Annotated in this window: 21 protein-coding genes; 15 read left to right on the top strand and 6 right to left on the bottom strand. The window is 70.4% G+C overall.

What is annotated here, in order from left to right:
* Nucleotides 1–13: 13 nt before the first annotated feature.
* Genes D7X30_RS31485 through D7X30_RS31475 form a run of 3 tightly spaced genes read left to right on the top strand, consistent with a single transcriptional unit; the run spans nucleotide 14 to nucleotide 2,806 of the window.
* On the top strand, nucleotides 14–1,798 hold the full coding sequence (locus D7X30_RS31485) for a peptidase domain-containing ABC transporter (RefSeq protein ID WP_158619422.1): 1,785 nt from the start codon (nucleotides 14–16) through the stop codon (nucleotides 1,796–1,798).
* 25 nt (nucleotides 1,799–1,823) lie between these two features.
* Nucleotides 1,824–2,111, top strand: coding sequence for a hypothetical protein (locus D7X30_RS31480; RefSeq protein WP_120566672.1), 288 nt, complete (start codon nucleotides 1,824–1,826; stop codon nucleotides 2,109–2,111).
* Nucleotides 2,108–2,806 (top strand): S8 family serine peptidase, encoded by a 699-nt coding sequence (locus D7X30_RS31475; protein WP_120566671.1) that lies wholly within the window; start codon nucleotides 2,108–2,110, stop codon nucleotides 2,804–2,806. The genes D7X30_RS31480 and D7X30_RS31475 overlap by 4 nt, the downstream gene beginning before the upstream one ends.
* A 5-nt stretch (nucleotides 2,807–2,811) precedes the next feature.
* Here D7X30_RS31475 and D7X30_RS31470 read toward each other — a convergent pair whose 3' ends face one another.
* Nucleotides 2,812–5,415, bottom strand: a complete 2,604-nt coding sequence (locus D7X30_RS31470; RefSeq protein WP_158619421.1) for a carboxypeptidase regulatory-like domain-containing protein — start codon at nucleotides 5,413–5,415, stop codon at nucleotides 2,812–2,814.
* 354 nt (nucleotides 5,416–5,769) lie between these two features.
* Between D7X30_RS31470 and D7X30_RS31465 the strand changes: the two genes are divergently transcribed.
* The 3 genes from D7X30_RS31465 to D7X30_RS31455 are packed head-to-tail and all read left to right on the top strand — an operon-like array spanning nucleotide 5,770 to nucleotide 9,655.
* Nucleotides 5,770–7,932, top strand: a complete 2,163-nt coding sequence (locus D7X30_RS31465) for a molybdopterin cofactor-binding domain-containing protein (protein ID WP_120566669.1) — start codon at nucleotides 5,770–5,772, stop codon at nucleotides 7,930–7,932.
* Between the two features lie 2 nt (nucleotides 7,933–7,934).
* Nucleotides 7,935–8,423, top strand: coding sequence for a (2Fe-2S)-binding protein (locus D7X30_RS31460; protein WP_120566668.1), 489 nt, complete (start codon nucleotides 7,935–7,937; stop codon nucleotides 8,421–8,423).
* Nucleotides 8,424–8,434: 11 nt separating this feature from the next.
* A complete protein-coding gene (locus D7X30_RS31455; protein WP_120566667.1) occupies nucleotides 8,435–9,655 on the top strand; it encodes a DUF6068 family protein in 1,221 nt (406 codons plus the stop codon).
* 10 nt (nucleotides 9,656–9,665) lie between these two features.
* Here D7X30_RS31455 and D7X30_RS31450 read toward each other — a convergent pair whose 3' ends face one another.
* On the bottom strand, nucleotides 9,666–10,781 hold the full coding sequence (locus tag D7X30_RS31450) for an aldo/keto reductase (protein ID WP_120566666.1): 1,116 nt from the start codon (nucleotides 10,779–10,781) through the stop codon (nucleotides 9,666–9,668).
* A 94-nt stretch (nucleotides 10,782–10,875) separates the two neighbouring features.
* Between D7X30_RS31450 and D7X30_RS31445 the strand changes: the two genes are divergently transcribed.
* From D7X30_RS31445 to D7X30_RS31435, 3 genes are all read left to right on the top strand, one after another.
* On the top strand, nucleotides 10,876–11,781 hold the full coding sequence (locus D7X30_RS31445) for a LysR family transcriptional regulator (protein WP_120566665.1): 906 nt from the start codon (nucleotides 10,876–10,878) through the stop codon (nucleotides 11,779–11,781).
* Nucleotides 11,782–11,901: 120 nt separating this feature from the next.
* Nucleotides 11,902–12,279, top strand: coding sequence for a hypothetical protein (locus D7X30_RS31440; protein WP_120566664.1), 378 nt, complete (start codon nucleotides 11,902–11,904; stop codon nucleotides 12,277–12,279).
* Between the two features lie 24 nt (nucleotides 12,280–12,303).
* A complete protein-coding gene (locus tag D7X30_RS31435; protein ID WP_120566663.1) occupies nucleotides 12,304–13,551 on the top strand; it encodes a hypothetical protein in 1,248 nt (415 codons plus the stop codon).
* Between the two features lie 12 nt (nucleotides 13,552–13,563).
* Here the strand turns inward: D7X30_RS31435 and D7X30_RS31430 are convergent, their stop codons facing one another.
* From D7X30_RS31430 to D7X30_RS31420, 3 genes are all read right to left on the bottom strand, one after another.
* Nucleotides 13,564–15,810 (bottom strand): hypothetical protein, encoded by a 2,247-nt coding sequence (locus D7X30_RS31430; protein WP_120566662.1) that lies wholly within the window; start codon nucleotides 15,808–15,810, stop codon nucleotides 13,564–13,566.
* Nucleotides 15,807–16,595: a hypothetical protein gene (locus D7X30_RS31425; RefSeq protein ID WP_120566714.1), complete on the bottom strand. Its 789-nt coding sequence runs from the start codon at nucleotides 16,593–16,595 to the stop codon at nucleotides 15,807–15,809. The genes D7X30_RS31430 and D7X30_RS31425 overlap by 4 nt, the downstream gene beginning before the upstream one ends.
* 103 nt (nucleotides 16,596–16,698) lie before the next feature.
* Nucleotides 16,699–17,352, bottom strand: a complete 654-nt coding sequence (locus D7X30_RS31420; protein WP_120566661.1) for a TetR/AcrR family transcriptional regulator — start codon at nucleotides 17,350–17,352, stop codon at nucleotides 16,699–16,701.
* Nucleotides 17,353–17,448: 96 nt separating this feature from the next.
* Here D7X30_RS31420 and D7X30_RS31415 point away from each other — a divergent pair, with 96 nt between their 5' ends.
* From D7X30_RS31415 to D7X30_RS31395, 5 genes are all read left to right on the top strand, one after another.
* On the top strand, nucleotides 17,449–18,264 hold the full coding sequence (locus D7X30_RS31415; RefSeq protein WP_120566660.1) for an alpha/beta fold hydrolase: 816 nt from the start codon (nucleotides 17,449–17,451) through the stop codon (nucleotides 18,262–18,264).
* A 16-nt stretch (nucleotides 18,265–18,280) separates the two neighbouring features.
* Nucleotides 18,281–19,282, top strand: coding sequence for a PHB depolymerase family esterase (locus tag D7X30_RS31410; RefSeq protein ID WP_120566659.1), 1,002 nt, complete (start codon nucleotides 18,281–18,283; stop codon nucleotides 19,280–19,282).
* 163 nt (nucleotides 19,283–19,445) lie between these two features.
* A complete protein-coding gene (locus D7X30_RS31405) occupies nucleotides 19,446–19,988 on the top strand; it encodes a hypothetical protein (protein WP_147443367.1) in 543 nt (180 codons plus the stop codon).
* A gap of 76 nt (nucleotides 19,989–20,064) precedes the next feature.
* Nucleotides 20,065–20,382: a helix-turn-helix transcriptional regulator gene (locus D7X30_RS31400; protein WP_120566657.1), complete on the top strand. Its 318-nt coding sequence runs from the start codon at nucleotides 20,065–20,067 to the stop codon at nucleotides 20,380–20,382.
* Nucleotides 20,379–20,783: an SRPBCC domain-containing protein gene (locus tag D7X30_RS31395; RefSeq protein ID WP_120566656.1), complete on the top strand. Its 405-nt coding sequence runs from the start codon at nucleotides 20,379–20,381 to the stop codon at nucleotides 20,781–20,783. The genes D7X30_RS31400 and D7X30_RS31395 overlap by 4 nt, the downstream gene beginning before the upstream one ends.
* A 28-nt stretch (nucleotides 20,784–20,811) precedes the next feature.
* Here D7X30_RS31395 and D7X30_RS31390 read toward each other — a convergent pair whose 3' ends face one another.
* Nucleotides 20,812–22,506, bottom strand: a complete 1,695-nt coding sequence (locus D7X30_RS31390; RefSeq protein ID WP_120566655.1) for a PA14 domain-containing protein — start codon at nucleotides 22,504–22,506, stop codon at nucleotides 20,812–20,814.
* A gap of 179 nt (nucleotides 22,507–22,685) precedes the next feature.
* Between D7X30_RS31390 and queD the strand changes: the two genes are divergently transcribed.
* Entirely contained in the window at nucleotides 22,686–23,069 is a 384-nt protein-coding gene (gene queD, locus D7X30_RS31385) for a 6-carboxytetrahydropterin synthase QueD (RefSeq protein ID WP_233591891.1), read from the top strand.
* Nucleotide 23,070 lies beyond the last annotated feature (1 nt).

The following is a 23,070-nucleotide window of genomic DNA, read 5'->3' as shown; positions in this document are numbered from 1 at the left end:
AGCGGGCGGCGCGATGCAAGAAGAAGGGGCTCCCGGGCTGCGGCAGTCGGCGCGCTATCTCGCCGCGCTGCTGCGGCTCTTGCGTCCCGCGTGGGGCTCGCTCGCGAGGAGCGCGCTCCTGGGCCCGGTCATCACGGCCTTGTGCCTCATCCCGCCCTTCCTCACGCGGCTGTTGTTCGACCACGTGTCATCCCCGCAGGACCTGGGGCTGTTGCACGTGCTGGTGCTGAGCATCCTCGCCGCGTCGGTGGCGGCGGCGCTCGCGGAGTCGCTGCTCGGTTATTACTCCGCGTACCTGACGGTGAAGCTGGAGAGCTCCTCCGCGCTCTACCTCTTCAACCACCTGCAGCACCTGCCGGACCGCTTCTTCTCCCGGCGCCAGGTGGGGGAGCTCACCAGCCGCTTCGACGACGCGAAGGCGGGCATGGCGCTGGTGCTGGGGTTGATCCGGCTCGTCTTCTCGCAGCTCACCTTCCTGGTCGTCATCCCCTTCACCCTGGCGTCGCTGCACTGGGAGCTGGCGCTCGCGGCCGTGGCCACGCTGCCCTTCGTGGTGGCGGTGCCGCTCCTCATCGGCCGCGCCATGGGGCTCGCGTGGCAGGAGGTGATGGGCGTGCACGGCGCCCTCCAGGCGCTCCAGGTGGAGACGCTGCGGCAGAGCCGCACGACGAAGGTGCTCGCGCTGGAGCCGTTCATCTACCAGCGCGCCGCGGGGCTCATGCAGTCCGTGCTGCGGGCGCACCTCAAGGCCCACGGGGTGGAGGGGATGTTGCGGCTGTTCGAGCGCACGGTGGAGGCCGCGCAGACGGCGCTGTTCACCTGGCTGGGCTGGCGGCTCATCCTCCAGGGGAAGCTGACGCTGGGCGGCTTCGTGGCCTTCGTGGCCTATGCCGCGTACCTGCGCGGGCCGGTCATCGAGGTCATCGGCTTCGTCACCGGCCTGCAGCAGCGCGGGGTCCACCTGCGCCGCTTCTTCGAGTACCTGCACGAGACGCCGGAGCAGGACCCGGCCCGCTCGCTGACGCCGCCGGCTTCAGTGACGCAACGACTCTCCGGCGAGGTGGAGCTGGAGGACGTGTCCTTCGGCTACCTGCCCGGGCAGGACGTGCTGCGCGAGGTGAGCGCGCGCGTCCGGCCCGGCACGGTGGTGACCATCGTCGGCTCCAGTGGCTCCGGGAAGACGACGCTCGCGCGGATGCTGACGCGGCTGGAGGAGCCGGGCCGGGGGCGCGTGCTGTTCGACGGGCAGGACGCGCGGACGCTGGAGCTGTCCGACCTGCGCCGGCAGCTCGCGGTGGTGTGGCAGGACGTGGAGCTGTACCACGGCACCGTGCGCGACAACCTCACCCTGGGGCTCCCCGCCGTGAGCGAGGAGGACCTGCGTCAGGCCGTGCGGCTGTGCGCGCTGGAGCCCGTCCTCGACGCGCTGCCGCAGGGCTTCGACACGCCGGTGGCCGAAGCGGGCGCGAGCCTCTCCGGCGGCCAGCGCCAGCGGCTGGCGCTGGCCCGGGCGGTACTCCGCGACGCGCCGGTGTTGCTGCTGGACGAAGCCACCTCACAGCTCGACGTGGAGACGGAGTCCGCCATCGTGCGGGCGCTGCTCGCGCGGGCCCGGGAGCGCGGCCAGACGGTGCTGTTCATCACGCACCGGCTGGCCAACACGCCCCTGGCGGATGAGGTGTGGATGCTCGCGGGAGGCCGGCTGGTGGGCCAGGGGCCGCACGCGGAGCTGCTCGCGCGCTGTGCTCCGTACCAGCGGCTGTTCCGTGCGGGCATGGGCGAGGCGGACGCCGCCTGACGCGGCGGAAGGAATGGTCCCGGTCATGGCGAACGAGCTCCCACGCCCCACTGCGCCGCTGCCCTCGCGGCTGCCGATCCTGGAGGACCCGGACCACGCCGGCCTCTTCGTCGTGCGGCGCATTGGCACGCTCACGGTCCTGCTCATCGCGGTGCTCGGCGCGGGGATGGTGCTCGCGGGGTCGCTCGTGCACCTGACCGTGTCCGTTCCAGATGCCGTCCCGCCCCGCACGGAGTCCGTGTCGCTGGGCACCTATGTGTTCCGGCAACTGAAGCTCTGGAGCCCTTCGCGGCCGGGAGGCACCTCTCCGTGAAGAAGGTGGGCATCATCGACAGCGGCGTGGAGGTGGCCTTCCTGCGCGAGCACGCCATGCACCTCGCGGGAGCGGCCACCTTCTCGCTCGACCTGGACGCGCAGGTGCTGGAGGCGCGCGCCTACGAACGGGAGGAGCTGGCGGCGTGGCGGGACGGCACGGGCACGCTGGACCTGGAGGACACGCACGGGCACGGCACGGCCGTCCTGAGCATCCTCTACGACCAGGTCCGTCCCTGGCCGGATGTAGAGGTCTATGTCGCCCGCGTCCTCGACCAGAACATCCGCGGACACTCGTTGTGCCTCGTGGAGGCGATGGGGTGGATGCTCGATGAGGTGGGCGTGGACGTGCTCAACCTGAGCCTGGGCACGACCCATCGCGCGCTGGAGGCGTCCATGCGCGAAGTCACCGACCGCGCGGCGGCACGGGGCGCCATCATCGCCTCCTCCGCGGGCGGCATGCCCACCCTGCCCGCGCAGCTGGAGTCAGTGGTGTCCGTGGGCGACCCCGCCCTCATGGAGCGCGTGGGCGCGGACGTGAAGGTGGACCACGTCGTGAAGGAGCGGGAGGTGAAGCTCTACATGGGCGGCCACTGGATGCAGGTGCCCATGACGACCAGCTTCGCCTGCGCGGTGGCGGTGGCCGAAGTGCTGCGCGACGGGCCTCCTCCGGGATGGCGGCGCAAGCCGGGCTGAGCGCCTCACGGCGTGGGCTGCGTTACCTCCAGGGCGACGTCGCCCAGGTCCAGTTCCTCGCCTTCCTTCAACTTCAACGGCCGGCGCAGCCGGCCCTGGGACGGGCCTCCCTGGATGAGGAGGACGCGCTCACCCGCGCGCACGCCACTGATGAGGAAGCGGCCCTCCACCGTGTAAGCGTGCTCGCGGGAGCCCTGCTCGCCTTCGATGGAGATGAACGCATCAGGGACGGGTGCCTTCGTGGTCGCGTTCACCACGCGGCCCCGCACGGTGGCCGACGCCGTCACGGGGATGTCCACTTCGAGCACCGCGCCCGTGCCGGGAGAGGCCAGCGCCTCGCCAACAGAGCCGTCCGCCGTGCGTGCCGTCAGCTTCACCGGTTCGGGGGGAACGTCGCGCAATTCGAAGCGGTCGCCGGAGAACTCGAGGGGCACGTCGCCCCTTGGGAGGTAGCCCTTCTGGAGCTGGAACGACACGGTGAAGCCCCGGACGGGTTCACCCTTGCGCACCACACGGCCGCGAAGGAAGGCCGAGGGCCGCAGCCGCACCACCACGTCCTGGTCGACCGTCACGGGCACGGGCTCACTCGAGCGTCCACCGTTGCGCGCGCTCATCAGCACGCGGCGCGTGGGGGAGCCTCCCACGCGGCCAACGGGAATGGCGAAGCGTCCCTCCTCATCCGTGGGCGTCATTGACAGGGGAATGTCCTGCCTCTCCGTCGTGGTGAGGGTGATGACAGCACGGGGCGAGGGCGCGCCATCCGGCTCCAGGACGACACCCCGGTATTCGTTCCCGCCGCGCGGCTCCTCCCAGGTGAGCTCGACCTGAGCCGTCCTCCCCGCGTCCACGCGCACCCGCTTCTGTTCGTTTTGACTGAAGCGGCCGCGCGCCATGAGCAGGAGCGTGTAGTCGCCCGAAGGAAGGGCCATCCGGAAGGCGCCTTCCGCATCCACGAAGACATGGCCCATGTCTGGAGTCACGCCTTGCGACACGTCATCCGCCAGGGCCGTCACCTCCAGCGTCACGTCCCGAAGCGAGCCCCGGGCCGCGCGGACCCGGCCCTCCACCGTGCCCGTGACATCCAACGTGAAGTCCGCTTGGACCGTGCGGTTCGCCTTCACGGAAACCGACTGGCGAACGCCGGTCGTCGCTCCTTCATGGCGCGCGGAGAGGGACATGTAGCCCGTGGCGAGTCCCTCGATGCGGTAGCGGCCCTCGGTGTCGGTGCGGGCCTCGATGGGTCTCGGGTCCATTTCGAAGCGCCCGATGCTCGCGGTCGAGATCCGTGCCGCCGCCACCGGCGCGCCGGTGCTATCGCGCACCTGGCCCTCCACCGCGCCGGTGCGTGAGAGCTTGAACTCCACGGGGAAGCTTTCGCCCTGGGTGACCGTCAGGCCCCAACGGGTGTCGGGCGAGTAGCCCGAAGCCGTGACCTTCGCGTTGTAGCTGCCGGGAGCGAGCCCTTGCACGATGAAGTGTCCCTCAGCGTCCGACACGGCGACGCTGGGGTCTCCGTCACCGCCTGAGAAGCTGACGTCGACACGCGCTCCGGCCACCGGCGTGCCCTCGGACTCCTCCACGACGCGGCCTTCCAGCACCGCGCCCGGCCCCAACTGGATCCGCACATCGCGCACGGTCTTGCCCGCGGCGCAGAGGACCGGCAGGTCGAGCGCCCCGGTCTCCTCGCCGCGCCGCGCGGACAGGGGATGGGTACCGGGCTCCACCTCCACGGAGAAGCCGCCCTGTGCGCCGGTCGTCACCACCTGGGAGGGATTGCCCCCCACCCGCACCTCGGCATCCGCGGCCGGGAGGCCCTTCGAGTCCACGACGAAGCCCTCGATGACGCTCGCCAGCCGGAGCGCCAGCGTCAGCGGGCCTTCCGTGGGGATGCGCAGACGGCTCAGCACCACGCGCGCGTAGCCGGGGGCGCGGGCCTCCAGCAGATAGGTGCCCGGGGCGAGTCCGTCGATGCGGAAGTTCCCCCGCTCGTCGCTCGTGGAATAGACGCGTTCGTCGTCGGGAGCATCCACGCGCTGCCAGACCTCCAGTTCGCGGGCGTGCGCCGTGAGGACGACCTCCACGAGCGGCAGCGGCTCATTCGTTCCGCGCACCACCGTGCGGCCCGTGAGCGATTGCGCGGGCTCCAGGGAGACGCTCATCGCAGTGAGTGACTCACCGTGAGGGCGGACCACATCGCGCAGGAGCGAGGCCCGGTCCGGAGCGCGCACCGCCAGCAGGTAGCGGCCGGGACCGGCACCGAGCCGGACGTGTCCCGCCGGATCCGTGAGGCCGGAGCCCGTCAGCGTCCACTCGGACGTCCGCGCGCCTCGTGCGTAGAGCCGCACGGTGGTTCCGGGCGAAGGCTTCCCGCCCGCGAGCACCTCCACGTCCAGGATGCCATCCGATTCGCTCGGGGACTGCGACGCCGGGAGCCCCTCCACGGGGCCGGAGCGCTCCGGGGTGGGCACAGGGTTCGCGGGGCGCTTCCGCGCGAGCGCGGCTTCCGCGTTGTCCTCCGGCGTGGAGGGGCCTCCGGAGCGCAGCGCCAGGAACAGCACGCAGCCGCACGCCACCAGGATCACCACCCCACCGACGAACCACCTGCGCATGCCCACCATCCTCGTCCCCGTCTCCACGGAGACACCGGCGGCCAGTATCCCCTGAAGCAGCGTGCGCGTCCCGCTCCGGCGGCCAGGACCCGCGCGCCCCGGCACAAGCCTCGCGCGGAGTTGAAGCAGCCCTGACAGCACGCGGACCGCATGCCGCCGGATGCTTGACCCGACCGAGGGCATGTCCGGTTCGACGAGACACCGCCCTCGATGCCGTGCCGGCCTGGAACGGCGCGGCGCTTCAGGACCGTCCAGGGTCGTGTCCCGGATGTTCTCCGCGCTCCACATGACAGGTGCCGCACAGGGCCTGCCAGGTCGTTGGGTCCGCCCGTGGCCGCGTGACACACTTTCTCCATGGCTGACACGCTGCCCACGGACGCAGCCCCTCCTTCCAGCGGCATCGAGCGCCGCAAGTTCCTTACGTGGCTGGTGGCGTCGCCCACGCTGATGATCGCGGCCCGGCTCGCGCTCGACGTTCCCTCCGCCGAGGCCGCAGAGCCTTCGGCGGCCCCGGAAGAGACGCCGCTCAACCTCTACGTCGCCGTCCGCACCGACGGTCGCGTCGTCGCCACCCTGCCCCGCACGGAGATGGGCCAGGGCATCACCACCGCCGTGGCCATGCTCGTCGCGGAGGAGCTCGACCTCGGCCTCGATGCCGTGGACGTGCACACCGCTGACGCGGATCCGCGCTGGCTCATCCAGCTCACCGGCCTTTCGTCGACGATGCGCTACCTGGCCGGTCCTCTCCGCGCCGCCGCCGCGGAGGCCCGGGCCCGACTGGTCACCGCCGCCGCGCACCGCTGGCGGGTGCTGGCCCTCACGCTCACCACCGCGCAGGGCGAGGTGCGTGCTCCCGACGGCCGCAGGCTCGGTTATGGCGAGCTGGCGGAGGACGCCACTCGCGTGCTGCTGCCGGAGGTCTCTGCTCTGCCGAAGTCTCCGAGCAAGTACACCGTGGTCGGTCAGCCCACGGGACGCGTCGACGCACGGGACATCGTCACCGGCGCGGCGCGCTTCACCCTGGACCTGGACATCCCGGACGCGGTGCCCACGGTGGTGGCGCGGCCTCCCACGCTGCTCGGCAAGGTCCAGTCCTTCAATGCCTCCACGGCCCGGGCCCTGCCCGGCGTGGTGGGCGTGGTGCAGCTCCCTTCAGGCATCGCGGTGGCGGCGCGGACGTACTCGCAGGCCTTCGCCGCTCGCGACGCCTTGCAGGTCACCTGGACCCCTGGCCCGGCCAGCCACCTCTCCGACGCAGACATCCGGACCCGGCTGCGTGACGCCATCGGGCCCCGGCCGCTGCCTCCGCTGCTCACGACCCGGGTCGTGGAAGGTCGCTTCGACTTCCCCTATCTCGCGCACGCGCCCATGGAGACGCAGAGCTGCGTGGCGCGCGTGACGACGGACACCGCGGAAATCTGGTCCGGCGTCCAGGATCCGAAGTTCGCGCGGAGCCAGGTCGCCGCGGCGCTCGGATGGGCGCTCACTCCGCAGCGGGTCACCGTGCATCCCATCCGCGCTGGCGGTGGCTTTGGCCGACGCTTCTTCACCGAAGCCGCCGTGGAGGCAGCGCTCATCTCGCGCTCGCTCGGGCATCCGGTGAAGCTGATGTGGAGCCGCAACGACGAGATGCGCCACGGGCACTACCGGCCCGCGAGCCATCACCGCATCCTCGCCTCGCTGGGGCCCGGTGGCTCCATCCTCGGCTGGCAGCACCGCGCCGCCATTCCCACCGTGGAGTTCCCCCACGGCTTCGGAGACCTGCTCACCTCGCTGGTCGGTCAGGTCCTGCCGGACGTCACCAGCGCGGTGTTCTTCGCGCTGACGCAGCACGTCCCCTACCAGTTCGGCTGGGTGGCGCAGGAGCTGGCCGAAGTGCCGCTCCCGATTCCCACCGCCTCCTTCCGCTCCGTCTTCACCAGCCAGGTGGGCGTGGCCAACGAGATCTTCGTCGACCAGCTGGCCCGCGAGCTCCAGCGAGACCCCGTGGAGCTGCGACGCTCCCGCCTCACGTCCCGCAGGCTCAAGGCCGTGCTGGAGCGCGTGGTGCTCGAAGGCGCCTGGGGCCGGGCGCTGCCTCCTGGCGTCGCTCAAGGCGTCGCCGTGCTGGAGGAGTGGGACAGCGCCATCGCCCACCTCATCGAAGTGGACGTCACGTCCGGGACGCCTCGCGTGTTGCGCGTGGTCATCGCCGCGGACGTGGGCCTGCCCATCAACCCGAAGGGCATCGAGGCCCAGCTCCAGGGCGCCGCGATGGACGCCATGTCCACCACGCTGAGCGCCGGGCTCCACATCGACGCGGGCGCGGTGCGCGAGGGCAGCTTCGCGGACTACCGGTGGCTGCGGATGAAGCACGCCCCCGCCTCCATCCAGGTGCACCTCGTGCGCTCCGACGACCGCGTGGGCGGCGTGGGAGAGCTGGGCTACCCCAGCGCGGCGGCGGCCCTGGCCAACGCCATTGCCCGGGCGACGGGCACCATGCCCACGCGCTTTCCCATCCTCGACGAGGGAGTCTGACCATGCCGGCCCATTCCTTCCTCCTCAACGGTCAACCGGTGTCGGTGGAGTCGCCCGCGGACCTGCCCCTCTTGTGGGTGCTCCGCGACGTGCTGGGCGTCACGGGCCCCAAGTACGGCTGCGGCGTGGGCGTCTGCGGCGCGTGCACCAGCCACCTGGACGGTGAAGCCTTCCGTCCCTGCCTCCACCCCGTGGGCGACATCGAGGGCCGAGAGGTGAAGACCATCGAAGGACTCGCGGACGCATCCGGCCTGCATCCCGTGCAGGAGGCGTGGATCGCCGAGGACGTGGCCCAGTGCGGATTCTGCCAGCCGGGGCAGATCATGGCCGCGGTGGCATTGCTGCGGAAGAACCCCCAGCCGACCGACGCGGACATCGACGCGGCCATGAGCGACAACGTCTGCCGCTGCGGCACCTACGTCCGCATCCGCGCCGCCATCCACCGCGCGGCGCTGCTGCTGCGAAACGGCGCGGTCCCCCGGGAACTGTGACCAGAGAGCACATGCGGCCTCGCACCCTCCACGTCCTCCTCCTGCTGTGCACGGTGCTCGTGTCAGGCCCCGCCTGCGTGGGCATGAAGCCGGTTCCCCTTCCGCCGGAGGCCGCGACCTCGCCGTGGAAGTACGCCCGCGTTGGGGACCGCGTGGAGTACACCTTCAGCAGCACCCTGTTCGATCCGTACATCCCGTTCGACACGCAGGCCTTCCTCGAAGGGAAGATCCGCGAGGAGCCCCGGGGACGGACGAACACGGTCGAGGGCCGGGTGGCCGTGGAGGTCGTGGCCGTGCGGCCTCCGTGGGCGTGGCTCGCCATCACCTTCACGAATGACTGGGGCCGTCCCCATCCCCATCGCGCGCTCACCCAGGCCCACGTGCTGCCCATGCGCATGGAGGAGTCCCAGCCGCGCCCGCCCGTCCAACTCCTGGGCGAGAACACCACCGAGGAGCGGTTCACCGCCGGGGGGCAGACCTGGGACGCCCGGCGCGCCGTGCACGACTCCCGCGTCAGCGATGGCTCACTGGAGGTCCGCGTCTACGCCTCGGTGCCCGGGCCGCTGTACCTCACCCAGGGCCTGCTCGAAGCCAGCAGCGAGCCCGCGGGGATGGGAGTCACCGTCTCCTCCGAGCTCAAACTCCGGTCCTTCCGTCAGGGCACCCTCGAGCCCGGCAAGGTCCCCACCCTGGAACATCCCCTGGGCCCTGGCACCTGGTACGACGTGGTGACGGAGGCGGACCGCGAGGCCCCGAAGCTGCACCGCTCCTGCATGAACGCGGAGGTCGGCCAACTGCTGACGACGACGTGGACGGGCGCCCCAGGCGCGGCTCCTCCCTGCGGCGACTTCCAGGGCGCGGCCAGCACTTCGTTGGGAACGGCCCTGCACGGCTTCATCATCCAGGCCGCGACGGTGTTCCCCTGGTGGCCGCCCGTCCTGGGAGAATTCAAGCCCATCCGCCAGGAGACGGTCACCCGAGGCTCACACGCGGTCCCCGTCACCGTCTGTGCGCAGCAGCCGGGCCCGATGGACGCTCACGGCTCCACGGCGCAGGAGGTCCGGTACGCGGTGGATCCCTGGGGCAGGGAGCTCGACGGCCTCTCCAGTTTGATCCGCTTCACGCCGCTGTACGACGGCACCTTTCATGTCCCGGCGCAGGGTCCGCGCAGGTTGGACTACTCCACGGCCCTGGTGGACTGGGGCGTCTGGTGGAAGGACGCCGGGAACTGACGGCGCCGGACTACCGGGGTGCGGACCGGAACCACGTGGGCTCGGCGCGGACCGTCGTGCCGCCCGTGAACATGCCGCCGGTGAAGAAGGCGTCCTCGAAGAAGTGGTACGGGTGGACGAGCTCCGGGCGGCTGACGGCCTCCAGCGTCGCGGCGAGCGCGTCGGGAATCCGCACGTCGAGCGCATGCAGGTTCGCCTCCAGCTGCTCCATCCGCGTCGCGCCGATGATGGTGGACGCCACGCCCGGCCGGCGCGTCACCCACGCGAGCGCCACCTGCGCGGGCGACCGGTCCAGCTCCGTCGCCACCTCGCGCAGCACGTCCACGATGGCCCAGTTGCGCTCGGTGAAGAGCTTCTCGAAGCCCGGGTTGCCGCCGCCCTGGATGGACGGCAGCCGGCCCTCGCCCTTCGCCTGCGCGCCCTCGCGGGTGTACTTGCCGGACAGGAGCCCCGACGCCAGCGGGCTCCAAGGCGTGATGGACGCGCCCAGCGCCAGCGCCGCGGGGATGTGCTCGCGCTCGATGTTGCGCTCCACCAGCGAGTACTCCAACTGCAACGCGGCGACGCGCTCCCAGCCCTCCTGCTCCGCCAGCGACTGCGCGCGGGCGAAGTACCAGGCCGGCACGTCCGACAGTCCGATGTAGCGGACCTTGCCCTCGCGCACGAGCGCATCGAGCGTGCGCATCACTTCCTCCACTGGCGTCATGCCATCCCACGCATGCAGCCAGTACAGGTCCACGTAGTCCGTCTTCAGCCGCCGCAGCGAACCCTCCAGCGCACGGCGGATGTTCTTGCGGCCGTTGCCGCCCGCGTTCGGGTCGCCGGGCCAGGTGTTGACGGTGAACTTCGTCGCGATGACCGCTCGGTCGCGGCCTCCGGCCTGCGCGAAGTAGTCCCCGATGATGGCCTCGCTGGAGCCGCCCGTGTAGCCGTCCGCGGTGTCCACGAAGTTGCCGCCGGCCTCCAGGTAGCGGGCGAGCATGCGGTGAGCGGTGTCCTTGGGGCTGCCCCAGCCCCACTCGGTGCCGAAGGTCATGGCACCCAGGCACAGCGGGCTCACCCGCAGGCCACTGCGGCCCAGCAGGTGGTACTGCGCCAGCGAATCGATGCGAGCGGTCGTCGTCATGGAATGCCCCCGTGTTGGATGCGCACAAGGTGCCGCCCGGAAGCCGCCGGATGAAGACGCGGAAGTTGCAGGGACTGTTTAGACTTTCTTCGAAATGGCCCTGACGCCCCTCAATGCCCTGACCGTGTTCGTCACCGTCGCCCGCCGGCGCAGCTTCAGTCAGGCCGCGAAGGAGCTGGGCGTGTCCTCGTCCGCGGTGAGCCAGGCGGTGCGCCAGCTGGAGGAGAAGCTGGGACAGGCGCTGCTCGCCCGCACCACGCGCAGCGTGTCCCTCACGGAGTCGGGACAGCGGCTGATGGACGAAGCCGGTCCGGGCCTGCAGTCCGCGCTGGCGGCGCTCGAACACCTGGCCGCCGGAGTGACCCCGGAGGTGACGGGCTCGCTGCGCCTGTCGGTGCCCGCGTTCTCCGTGTCACCCGTGGTGGAGCCGGTGCTGCCGCGCTTCGTCGCGGCCTACCCGCAGGTGCAGGTGCACGTGTCCGTGCAGGACGGGTTCGTGGACATCGTGAAGGAGGGCTACGACGCCGGCATCCGGCTCACGGAGTCCGTGCAGCGCGACATGGTCCAGGTGCGACTGACGCCGGCCTTCCGCTTCCTCGTCGTGGGCTCACCCGCGTATTTCGAAAGGCACGGGACGCCCCGGCATCCCCGGGACCTGGGGAACCACTCCTGCCTGGGCTACCGCGCGCCCTCGACGGGGCTGCCCTACCACTGGGAGTTCGAACAGGGGACGAAGGAGCTCACCGTGCCGGTGAAGGGGCCGCTCACGTCGGACAGCTCCTCGCTGCTCCTGGGCATGGCCAGCCAGGGCCTGGGGCTCACCTACATCGCGGAGCTCCAGGCGGCGGCCGGACTGCGCGCAGGCACGCTGCGGCCCGTCCTGGAGGACTGGGCCCCGAGCGTCCCCGGCCTCTTCCTCTACTACCCCCACCGGGCGCGGGCCTCGCGTCCGCTGAGGGTCTTCATCGAGCTGGCGCGGGAGCAGCTCCCGCGCCGCTGAAGCGGACCTGGCCGCTCGACTCCCACTCGGGCAGGCGTGCATGCTGCACGTCGCTGAGCCCCCTTCTCGTGGACTGTCATGGCGGAAGTCGGGCCGGTCCCACACCCAAAGGACAGGAACATGGCGCAGCACGGACAGCGTGTCGGTCTCTTCATGGCGCTCACGATGGCGGCGGCCCTGGTGGGCGCTCCCGCCCACGCGGCGGACACGGCGAAGAAGCCCAAGCCCTCCCCTTCCGCGACAGTGGACGCCGGGGTCGAAGGCAAGGACGCGGGCACGGTCGCCACGCCGGAGAAGGACGCCGGTGCGTCACAGGGCGCAGGTCGCTGCACGGGCAAGGCGAACTTCTGTGGCGTCTTCTCCCAGATGTACTGCAGCAGCCAGCCTGGATGTGCCTACATGTTCGGGTCCAATATGTGCGGCGGCGTGGCCATCGCGTGCGAGAAGGCCACCAACGAAGCGTTCTGCAAGAAGATCAAGGGCTGCTCCTGGAAGTAGCCCGCTCGCACACCCGGGGACGCCATGCCGAAGCGCGAATTCGACGAGGGCATCGACACCGCGACCCTTCCCCGCATCTCCATCCTGTTCATCCCCTTCGACGCGGCGAAGAAGTTCTACAAGGCCAACACCACCAAGGGCGTGAAGGGGCTGAGCGCGACGTTGGATGACACGGGGATGCGGGTGGACGGGGCGAACCTCGCGAACCCGCTCGTCCCCAGCATGGGCTCCAGCGCGTTCCTGCAGGGGCCGGACATCGCCGCGAAGCTCGCGGACATCGTGGAGCAGGAGTGCGACCTCATCCGCAACATGCACGTCCGCGACGCCGACTATGACGACAACCTCCAGTCATGGTTGGCGAGCAACGGCCCCCAGGCGACGGACACGTCCCAGTGGAGCGACCGGCGCAAGAGCCGCATCGAGCGCAACCTGCGCGGCTACAAGCACTACCCCGTCTTCATCTTCCTGTCGGAGAACCCGACGGGTTCGCCCTTCCCGGACCGCATCGACGTCTCCGGTCTGGGCATGTCCTACGTCCGCAAGCACCTGATTGACGACGCGACGGTGAAGGGCATCAAGCACGTCAACGAGATTGCCCTCTACCTGCGGGAGGACATCGACGGGCAGTTGGACAACGTGAAGGAGGACGGCTTCTACCTGGAGGCCACCACGCTCACGCGGAAGACTGCGTCCATCCAGACGAAGCTGAAGTCCAAGGACGAGTACATCCTCAAGGTGACGCTCGGGAACCGGTATGGCTATTCGGTGACGGTGGCCGGGGTGCACCTGCGCGCGTCGCTGACCGGCTCCAATCCGCACGAGCGGCAGGTGGAGCGCAATGCCTTGCAGGCCTTCTGCAAGACCGAGGGCATCCAGGTGATGGTGGGCGACTTCAACATGGACCTCCAGGAGACGGCCCAGGGAAGCCGGGGTGTCTTCTTCGACGGCCGGCCGGAGACGCAGCCCACGTACATGCTGGCCCACAAGAGCAGCGAGGCCATCCCGCTCTTCCAGCAGCAGTATTCGAACTCCGCCGGCAACGCCCACTACATGGGCTACTACCAGGCGGACACGGAGCACCTGGAGCTGTCCGGCCCCGGCATGTTCGGCCTGATGGGCGCCAGCGGCTCCCGGCACCTGAAGTCCGAGGGCAAGTACTACTCGGACCATCCGTCCATCTACCTGCAGGTGAAGTCCACGCGCCTGACCGACGAGGCGCGCGACAAGATCTTCCGGCGGAAGATCTTCCGCATCGTGAAGCCCAAGCAGTAGGGCCTGCTCGCGTCAGTACACGTAGGGCGTTTTGCGCGCCCACTCCGTCTTGCCGTAGTTCTTGTGGAGGTACGCGAAGGCCTTCTTCGCCTCCGGGGTGTTCTGGCCGCAGCCCCTCTTGCTGGAGCGGACTGCGCGGAACAGCGCGATGGGCGAGCGCGGGTCCTGCGGATGCGCCTTCGCCCAATCCAACGCCACGCGGGAGAAGAAGGCCACGGAGGAGCCTGCTTCGTTGAGGGCCTTCCACTCCGCGGCGGCGTCCGCCCGCTCCTCGGGGCTCGCGAACGGGAGCGGCGTCTTCAGCGGATCCTCCAGGTTCTTCGGTCCCGGCACGCACCAGCCGTTGCGGTACCAGCTCATGTCCTCGGTGAGGTCCAGCTTCGGTGAGACATTGGCCAGACGGTCCCTGGCGGGCTCCACCCTCGCGGAGACGACCGGCAGCCCCATGATCAGCAGCCGCGCGTCGAACTGACGCTCCTCCGCCGTGGGCCGCCCCACGATGGCCAGCAACTCCGCGCGGGCCTTGGGCTCCGTCTCCGCGAGCGTGGTCGCCTGGGCCGTGAGCATTGCGTCATCCCCCACCACCGCGGCGCGAGCGAACACGGCCCACGACAGCTGCCGGCGCAGCTCGGGGCTCAACGACGGAAGCGCGGCCCACTCGCGCAGCCGGCGCGTGGGGACATGGGACTCCAGGAAGGTGGCCCGCGCGGCGCTGAGTCCCATCGGTGCACTGCCGTCCTGCTGAGGGGCCAGGACGACTTCCTCCACCAGGAACTGGGCCGCGTTGCGCAGGGCTTCATCCCAGCCGTTCGCCAGGTGCAGCCGCTCCTCCCGCAGGGCGTTGTCCGTGGAGAGCTGGTCGCGCACCTGCTCCAGGGGAATGGCGTCCAGCCGCGCCCGGGCCTCCGCCAACTGTCCCCGCTCGCGCAGCAGTTGCACGGAGCGCCAGGCGAGCGTCATGCCCGCGGGTGACTCCACCGGCACCGCTGCCGCGTCCGTGAGCAACTGGGGCACCTCCGGCGCGTCCGCGCGGGCCGACAGCAACGCGAGCACGAGCCAGGGCTGATGCCCGGACTTCTTCCAGCGGGCCACGGCGGTTGCGTAGGCCTTCGCGGGCCATGGCGTCTCCGGAGCGCCGGTCTCCTCGGAGGCGGAGGCGGACATGAGCCGGAGCCACTCGAAGAGTTCCGCCGCGCGAGGCTTCAATCCCGGGCAGGTGACGGCGTTGCCCTCCGCGTCGGACCCCAGCGAGAGGCCAGCCAGCTCCGACTCCAGCCCGGAGCCCGTCCCCTTCTCCAGTACCCGCGAGAACAGCTCGCACCGCCAGGTGGCCGGCGACAGGCGCAAACGCACGAGGGACAGCAGGCGCCGAGCGGGGCCGTGCACCTCACGCAGCTTCGGATCCGCGAGCACCTTCTGGATGGCCTCCTCCGCCCGGGTGAAGCGCGCGAGCGAGGCCTCGTCCACCGTGCGCGCCTCGTAGTAGTCGTCCGGCTGTAGGAACAGCGCCTCGCGAACGCGGGTTCGCGCCACGAGGTAAGCGGCGAGCGTCCGGTAGGGAGAGTCCGCGGTGCTGGCGAGCGACTGGAAAGCCTCCGCCGCTTCGTCGAACTTCCCGCAGTACAGGTGCATGGACGCGGCCTGGTAATCGCGCTCGGCCTGACGGCGCGCCTTCTCCCGCGGCGTCAGCGAATCCTCGATGCCCGGCGCCGGGTCAGCCAGGGTGCAGCCCTTGCTGAAGACGGTGTCCTGGTTGCCCACCCACTCCTTCAGCAGGGCCGGGCGCTGCTTCCATTCCTTCGCGAGCGCCCGAGCCGTGGCCGCTGCATGAAGGAAGGCATCGCCGTGGATGTAGGCGTCGTTGGAGGCGTACACCATCTGGTTGGCGTCCACCTGTGGGAGGTCCTTGAAGGGCGCGACCTCCTGCCGGACGGCGGTCCATTGATCACGGGCCCAGCTCGGGTCGGGCCCATAGCGGCCCTCCGCGTCCGTCCAACCCGCCACCAGATGCTTCTGTTCATCCGCCGTGGTGGGGATGCCCATCATCGAGCGAAAGGCGAAGGCGAGGTACGGCGCGTCGAAGGTGCGACGGAGGATGCCCAGGCGTCCGGCGGCGTAGTTGCTGAAGGGTCGGTCGGGATTGTCGACGACGGAGAAGCGGGGCTCGGGCCCGAAGTCGGGCCCGCAGGCGTCGGCGATGACGGGAGGCAGCAACACCGCGAGGCCCACGAGCCCCAGGACTGTTCTTGCGTTCTTCATGGTCGGGTCTCCGCCTCGGCGCGAGCGAACGCATCGGGCGTCCACGGCCGGGGGTTGAAGAGATAGAGGGTCGAAACGCCGGGAGGCACGGGCTGCCACTCGTCCATGGACAGGCCCATGCTGCCCGCGCACGGGCGAGGCAGGCCGCGCGCGAACCGAGCACGCCAGACCGGCGCGTCCGGGCCCATGCGGAAGAGCTGCGGCACCACTTCGTCCACGGGCGCGCGCGCAATCCAGCTGCCGGGCACACACCACGAAGCGAGCCCCGTGATGGACAGCGGCATCCCCGGAGGCAGGCGCGCACGCAGCCGCTGGAGCAGGTCGATGTAGCCGTCGTATTCCGACGCACGGGCATCGAAGTCCAGTTGCAGCGCCGTCACGTCAGGGCGGCGGCGCACGAGCGCCTCCAGACTCCCAGCCAATGACTCCAGGCGCTCCGAACCGAAGCGCGCGAGCGAGCTTCCCGGAAGCATCTGCAACCGCACGGTGGCCTTCAGCGCGGTCCCCGGCGGAACCCGGAGTGGCTGCCTGCGGGGCACCAGGTGCTCGTCCTCGTCGGTGAGGTCGAGCGTCGCGAGCAGGAAGGCGACATCCACCGCGCGGCCCTCCAGGAAGCTCAGGTCCTCCGGCCGCTCCCAGGCCCAGAGGACGAGCCGGGGCGGAGGAGACACCGGCGGAGGAGTGGCCACGGACAGCGGCAGGCACAGCAGCGTGAGGACGGCAGTGGCCCGCAGGCCGCGCCGTGGGCCGGGTGCCGCGTGCGATTGGGACTGTTCGGGGAGCATCGCGGCCAGGAAGCCACGGCCGGGCACCCTGCCCGGCCGGCACGGTGACATTTAGCAACCCGTGCGCCAGACGCCCATGACCTCTCCGGTGATGCGCCGGAGTTCAGCCCTCCTTCTTCCCGGCCTTGACCCCCAGCATTCGCAGTGCCAGCTCCGCGTGCAGGTCCGCCAGCGCGTCCACGTCGAGCGCGGGCGTGGGTTCGAACCAGTAGGGCAGCCGCAACCCCATGGCGGAGATGGCTGCGGCGACGACGCCCGCGTTCGGCACGGAGAACACGCCCTGCGCGCGGCCCCGCTCGATGACCGCCATCAGCAACGCCGACGACTGCTCCCGCAGCGCCAGCGACGGCGCCGCCAGCTCCGGCGGCAGCGCATGGATTTCGTCATTCACCACCACGGCCAGCTGCGGATGGGTCGCGTGCAGCTGCGTGTGCGCCCGGACCAGGGCCCGAAGCTGCTCCACCGGCTTCGCCCCCGCGCCGAGCAGCGCCGTGCGCAAGCCCTCGTGGTGCGCCTCGTGCCCCAACCGAACCAGCTCCGCGAGCACGTGTTCCTTGGAGGGGAAGTGCGCGTAGAGCGCGCTGGGCCGCAGCTCCAGCTCCTTGGCCAGGTCCCGGATGGACGCGTCATGGAAGCCTCGGCTCGCGAAGAGCTGGAGCGCCGTCTCCAGGATGCGGCGACGCGTGCCGTCCGCCGACGCCGAGGCCGGAAGCACCGCCTTGCGCGCGCGAAGACGGGACGGAGAGGAAGACGCCATGGGGGCCACCTTGAAAAACGAACGGTCGTTCAGCTACGGTTCCACCGACCCTGCAAGCGTAGTCCATCCCCCCTCTGAACGGTCGTTCACCCGACGATGCCTACGTTCTCCCTTCCCGACGGCGTCACCCTGCACCTCCAGGAGTCTGGCGAGGGAGCGCCCATCCTGCTCCTCCACGGGCTGGGTTCGTCCGGCAGCGACTGGGACGCGGTGGCACCCCGGCTGTCGGCGCACCACCGAGTGCTGGTGCCGGACGCGCGAGGCCACGGCCAGAGCGACAAGCCGGCGGGCGCGTATGGCGTGGCCCTCTTCGCGCGGGACATCGCCGCGCTGTGCGACGGGCTGGGGCTGACGCAGGTGCACGTCGTCGGCCTGTCCATGGGCGGGATGATGGGCTTCCAGTTGGCGGTGGACCGGCCGGATCTGGTGCGCAGCCTGACCGTGGTCAACAGCGGGCCGGACATGGTCGCGCGCACGTTCCGCCGGAAGATGGAGTTCGCCGCGCGCCTCCTGGTGCTGCGGCTCCTCGGTCCTCGCGGGCTGGCGAAGCGCGTGGCCCCCAGGCTGTTCCCAAAGCCGGACCAGGAGGCCCTGCGCCAACGGGCCATCGAATCCCTGGGCTCCAACGCGCCGGACGTGTACCTGCGCGCGACGCGGGGGCTCGTCGGATGGAGCGTCCAGGACCGGCTGAAGGACATCACCTGTCCCGTGCTCGTGCTGCACTCCGAACGGGACTACACGCCGCTGTCCACGAAGCAGGCCTACGCGGGCCAGCTCAAGGACGCATGGCTCCAAGTGCTGACGGATTCCGGGCATGCCGCGCCCGTGGATCAACCCGGACAGGTCGCCGACGCGGTGGAGAGGTTCCTCCGGGAAGTCGAGTCACCCGGGCGCATGACGCGTCCTGGCTGAAGCAGGAGGCAGACACATGTCGGTGACTCGGAAGGTCCAGGCCATGGCTCGCATGGCGGTGGCGGTGTGCGCGCTGTTCGCCGTGTTGGGAACCACTCAGGCCCGCGCGGGCGAGTGGGTCCACGGCGTCTATTCGAACATCTGGGGCACCCGGAGCTTCCAGCTCTGGGTCCCCACCGGCTACCAGCCCGGCGAGCCGCTCCCGCTCGTCGTGGGGCTGCATGGCTGTCTTCAGAACCCGGACCAGTTCGCAGGCCTGTCGCGGCTGAACGCGAAGGCGGACGCGGAGAAGTTCCTGGTGCTCTATCCCAACCAGGCGATGTTCGCGAACGGCACCCAATGCTGGAACTTCATGTTCTCCTCCAACCAGGAGCGAGGCATTGGCGAGCCGTCGCTCATCGTCGGCATGGTGGATTGGGTGAAGGGCAACTACGCGGTGGACTCGCGCCGCGTCTATCTGGGCGGCGTCTCCGCGGGCGCGGTGATGACCAGCATCCTGATGGCCTGCTACTCGGATGTGTTCACCGCGGGCATGGTGGGCGCGGGCGCCATGTACAAGGCGGCCACCACTGCGTCCGGCAGCCTCTATGCGATGACGTTCGGCAGCATCTATTCACCGGATGACCGGGGCCATGACGCGTGGGCGTGCTCGGGCAAGCCGCGCCGGAAGGTGCCGGTGCTCGTGGTGCACGGCACGTCCGACGACGTCGTCAATCCCGTCAACGGCCAGCAGACCGCGCGCCAGTTCGTCCAGACGAACGACTACGGCGACGACGGCTCGAACAACAACAGCGTGTCCAACACCCCGGCCCGGGTGACGTCCGCTGTTTCAACGGGAGGCCGCAAGTACACCGTGAGGGACTACGTCTCCAACGGCGTGCTCCTGGTCCAGCACATCGAAATCCAGGGCATGGGGCACGCATGGCCCGGCGGTGACGGCGCCTTCCCGTTCGCGGACCCAGCGGGTCCCGACGGAACCACCATCATGTGGGACTTCTTCAAACAGCACTCCCGCTGAAGGGCGCGGCCCGTCCGCTGCTCCCGGACTACCCGGGAAGACGTGGACAGTGCGTCCGCCGCCATGTTGAGCTTGGGTCAAAGGCAGCCATCGCCCGCACACCCGAGACGCAGGCCCCATGTCCTTCTTCGAAGTGCTTTCACCGGTTCCACAGAAGATGGACATGGGGGGCGACCTCCCCCTGCGCTTCCACACGCGTCCGCTGCTCGGCCAGGTCGTGTGGCCACTGCTCGGGTTCGTGCTGCTCGTCGTGCTCCCCGTTGCCTACGCGCTGGACCAGGGCCTGTCCCTGGCCCTGCTGCGTGAGCAATGGATGCTGCCACTGGTGGGCGTCCTGGCCCTGTTCGTGACCGGGACGCTCATCGTGCGGTGCCTGACCACCCGCCTGGAGGTGGTGGTGACGGCCTCGGAGGTGTCGCTGCGCGGCGCCGGGGCCCTGCGCGCCCTCACCTGGAGCGAGCCCCTGGCCCACTACGCCGGCCTCGACTGCGAGCGGCGCCACCACCCGGACTGGATTGGCGCGCAGGACGAGTACGGCATCGAGCTGACGCACCGGAAGAACCCGGAGCGCAACGTCGTCGTGCACTGGGGCCGCGATGCCCGGCGCTTCGAGGACCGGCTCGCGCGCTACGCCCAGCTCCTCCGGCTCCCCGTCCGCCGGGAGCAGCGCGCGCCCCTCGCGCAGCCGCGCGTCGCCCGCAGATAGCCGCTTCACGCCACCTCCCCTCCCGCCATGGGCGCCACTTGACGCGTCGGAGATTTCCGACGTATCAATCCGGGCCATGTCCGAACCGGATGTCTTTTCGGCGCTCTCCAATCCGGTGCGCCGGGAAATCCTGCTGCAACTGCGCAAGGGGCCGCGCGCGGTGAACGACCTGGCGAGCGGCTTCAACCTGGGCCGGCCCGCTGTCTCCGAACATCTCCAGGTCTTGCGCAAGGCACGGCTCGTCCGCGAGGAGCCGCGCGGCCGTGAGCGCTACTACCACCTGGATCCACGTCCACTGTCGGAGGTGGACGACTGGCTCAAGGCCTTCACGCACTACTGGAAGCAGCGGCTCGCCGCGCTCGAGGACGTGCTCGACGAGGAGTCACGCAAATGAATCCCCCCGCCGTCATCCAACTGGACCACGTGTATGCCCATCCGCCCTCCGCCGTGTGGAAGGCATTGACGGACCCGGCGCTCCACGCGAAGTGGTGGGCCGCGGGCGACGTGCGCCCCATCGTGGGCCACCGCTTCACGCTCGACATGGGCGCCTGGGGCCAGCAGCCCTGTGAGGTGCTCGCGGTGGAGCCGGAGCGGCTGCTCCAGTACCGCTTCGCCACGGGCACACTCGACACCACCCTCACCTGGCGGCTCGCGCCGGAGGGAACGGGGACGCGGCTCACGCTCGTCCACGAAGGCTTCAACCTGGATTCACCCATGGGCCGCCGCGCCTTCGAAGGAATGAAGCCGGGCTGGCCGGGAGTGCTCGCACGGCTGGGCACCGCACTCGAAAGCTGAGCGCGGGCCCTCGCGCGAATGGCTCAGCTCACCGGGGGCCGCACACCGTGGCCCCTTCGTTCCAGATGGTGACGTTGCCCACCGGGGACACGGAGCAGAAGCCACCGCAGCAGTCCTCGTTGGAGCGGCACTGGGAGCCGTGTGGCCGGCAGGTGAAGTGCGGCGGCGTGCTCAGCGCCGTGGTGACGGTCTGCCAGGGGATGCCCGGGCCGGTCCACGACAGCTGCGCATGAGCGTCGCCGTAGCCCTCGAAGAACTCCATCACCAGGTCATGCGGGCTGTTGGCGGTGAGCGACACGGCGACGTCGTGCGTCTGCCCGCCCTCCGCCTCCATCCAGTTGTCGACGAGCAGCACGCCATCCAGCCACAGGCGCGCGCCGTCCTCGGTGGCGGTGCGCAGCGTGTACGTGCCGGTGGTGGGCGCCCTCAGCGTGGCGGACCAGCGCGCGGACCACCTGTCGGCGGGCACGCCGGGCGCGGGAGAGGACGCGCCCCAGTACGTCCCCAGGAACGCCTCGCGCCGCACGGTGGCGCGGTTGTAGAGGAACTCGGAGGTGAAGTACTCGGCCTTCAGGCCGGGCTGGCCTTCCGCCACCTCGGGCGTGCAGACGGCGTCTCCCTCGTTCCAGATGGTGACGTTGCCCACGGGGAACACGCTGCACCCGCCGGAGCGGCACTGCGCGCCCGCGGTGCAGTGGGCGCCCAGGGGACGCGGCAGGGGCAGCGCCGCCGTCTCCAGGCGGGACACGGGCACCGTCTGCCAGGGCTGGCTGGCGCTCTGCCACTGGAGCAACAGCGAGGCCGCGGCCTCCGCGTCGAAGAACTCCAGCACCACGCTGGCGGGGATGTCCTGCGACAGGGCGATGCTCCCGGAGCGCTGCTCCACGGCGTGCTCGAACCAGTCATCCACCAGGAGCTGGCCATTCACCCACAGCCGCACGCCACCGCTGGCGGAGGTGCGGAACGTGTACGTCTGCGTGAAGGCGGGCGTGACGAAGCCCTCGATGCGCATGCCGAAGAAGTCCGCCGGGATGCCGGCCACCGGCGCGCCCGTTCCGTAGGACACGTTCACGGTGGACAGGTGACGCAGCACCGGCACGCCCTGCATCCGGAAGTTGGGGAAGAAGCGCGCCACCACGCCGGGCTCGCTGCTCGCGTACTGGATGACGACCGCGTACTGCGCGTTGGTGCCCTGCGCGGGCGCCGCCATGCCGCCGCCCAACACCAGCGTCCCCGCGGGCACGGACTTCACGTACACCTTCATGGGCGTGGAGGCGTTGGACGTGGTCGCGGAGGGGTCGTTGGTGGCGAGCACCTCGTCGGTGAGCGCCCAGGTGCCGTCCGCCAGCCACGCGGGCAGCACCGTGTTGCGGCGGTCCATGGCCACGTAGACCGTGGCGGCGGAGTTCAGGCCCAGCCGCACCTGCGACGCGCCGGTGTAGAGCTTGTCGTCATTCGCCGCCTGGAGCAGCACGCCGCCCTGGAGCCGGGGGGACAGGCCGGTCAGCGTGTACGTCCGGTCGACATAGAGCTGCGTGCCCGGCTGCGCGGTGGCGAAGGCATAGGGCCGGCCCGTACCCACGGCCTCCAGGGTGACGAGCCCATTGGCGGAGGTCAGGCCCTGAGCGCGGGTCTCGGTGGGCGAGGGCTCCTGTTCCGGAACGGGACCACAGGCCAGCAGGCTGGCGAGCACCAGGAGCGGTGCGAGGAAGGAACGACGCATCACGAAGGCCTCCGGGAAAAAGGGGCCGGCAGCCTGTGCGCTCAGGTCCACCAAGGAAAGGATGCGGGAGGCGGGATCATCTGATTCCGTGGAATTGCCTGGCGTCCGGGCCCGCGCCTCCAGGCACGTGGACGCCGGGGGACATGACAGGTAGAAGGCCGCCGTCAGGAGACTGTCCCTTGAAGAAGACCCCCCTCGTCACCGAAATCTCGAAGGAGTTCACCTTCGAGGCCGCGCACCGCCTGCCCAACGTTCCGGAAGGGCACAAGTGCTCGCGGGTGCACGGCCACAGCTACCGCATCGAAATCACCCTCCGCGGCCCCGTGCATCCGCAGTTCGGGTGGATCGTGGACTTCGCGGAGCTGAACGCCGCCTGGCAGCCGCTCCACGCCCAGCTGGACCACCGGCTGCTCAACGACGTCCCCGGCCTGGAGAACCCCACGAGCGAGCTGCTGGCCGCGTGGCTCTTCGAGCGCGTGAACGTGCCCGGCACCACCGTCGCGCGCGTCCGCGTGGCGGAGACCTGCACGTCCTCGTGCACCGTCTACGCGCAGGAAGGCTGAA

Origin of the sequence: Corallococcus sp. AB011P (assembly GCF_003611605.1) — a bacterium.
GTDB lineage: Bacteria > Myxococcota > Myxococcia > Myxococcales > Myxococcaceae > Corallococcus > Corallococcus coralloides.
This window is presented reverse-complemented; position numbering and strand designations above follow the sequence as displayed.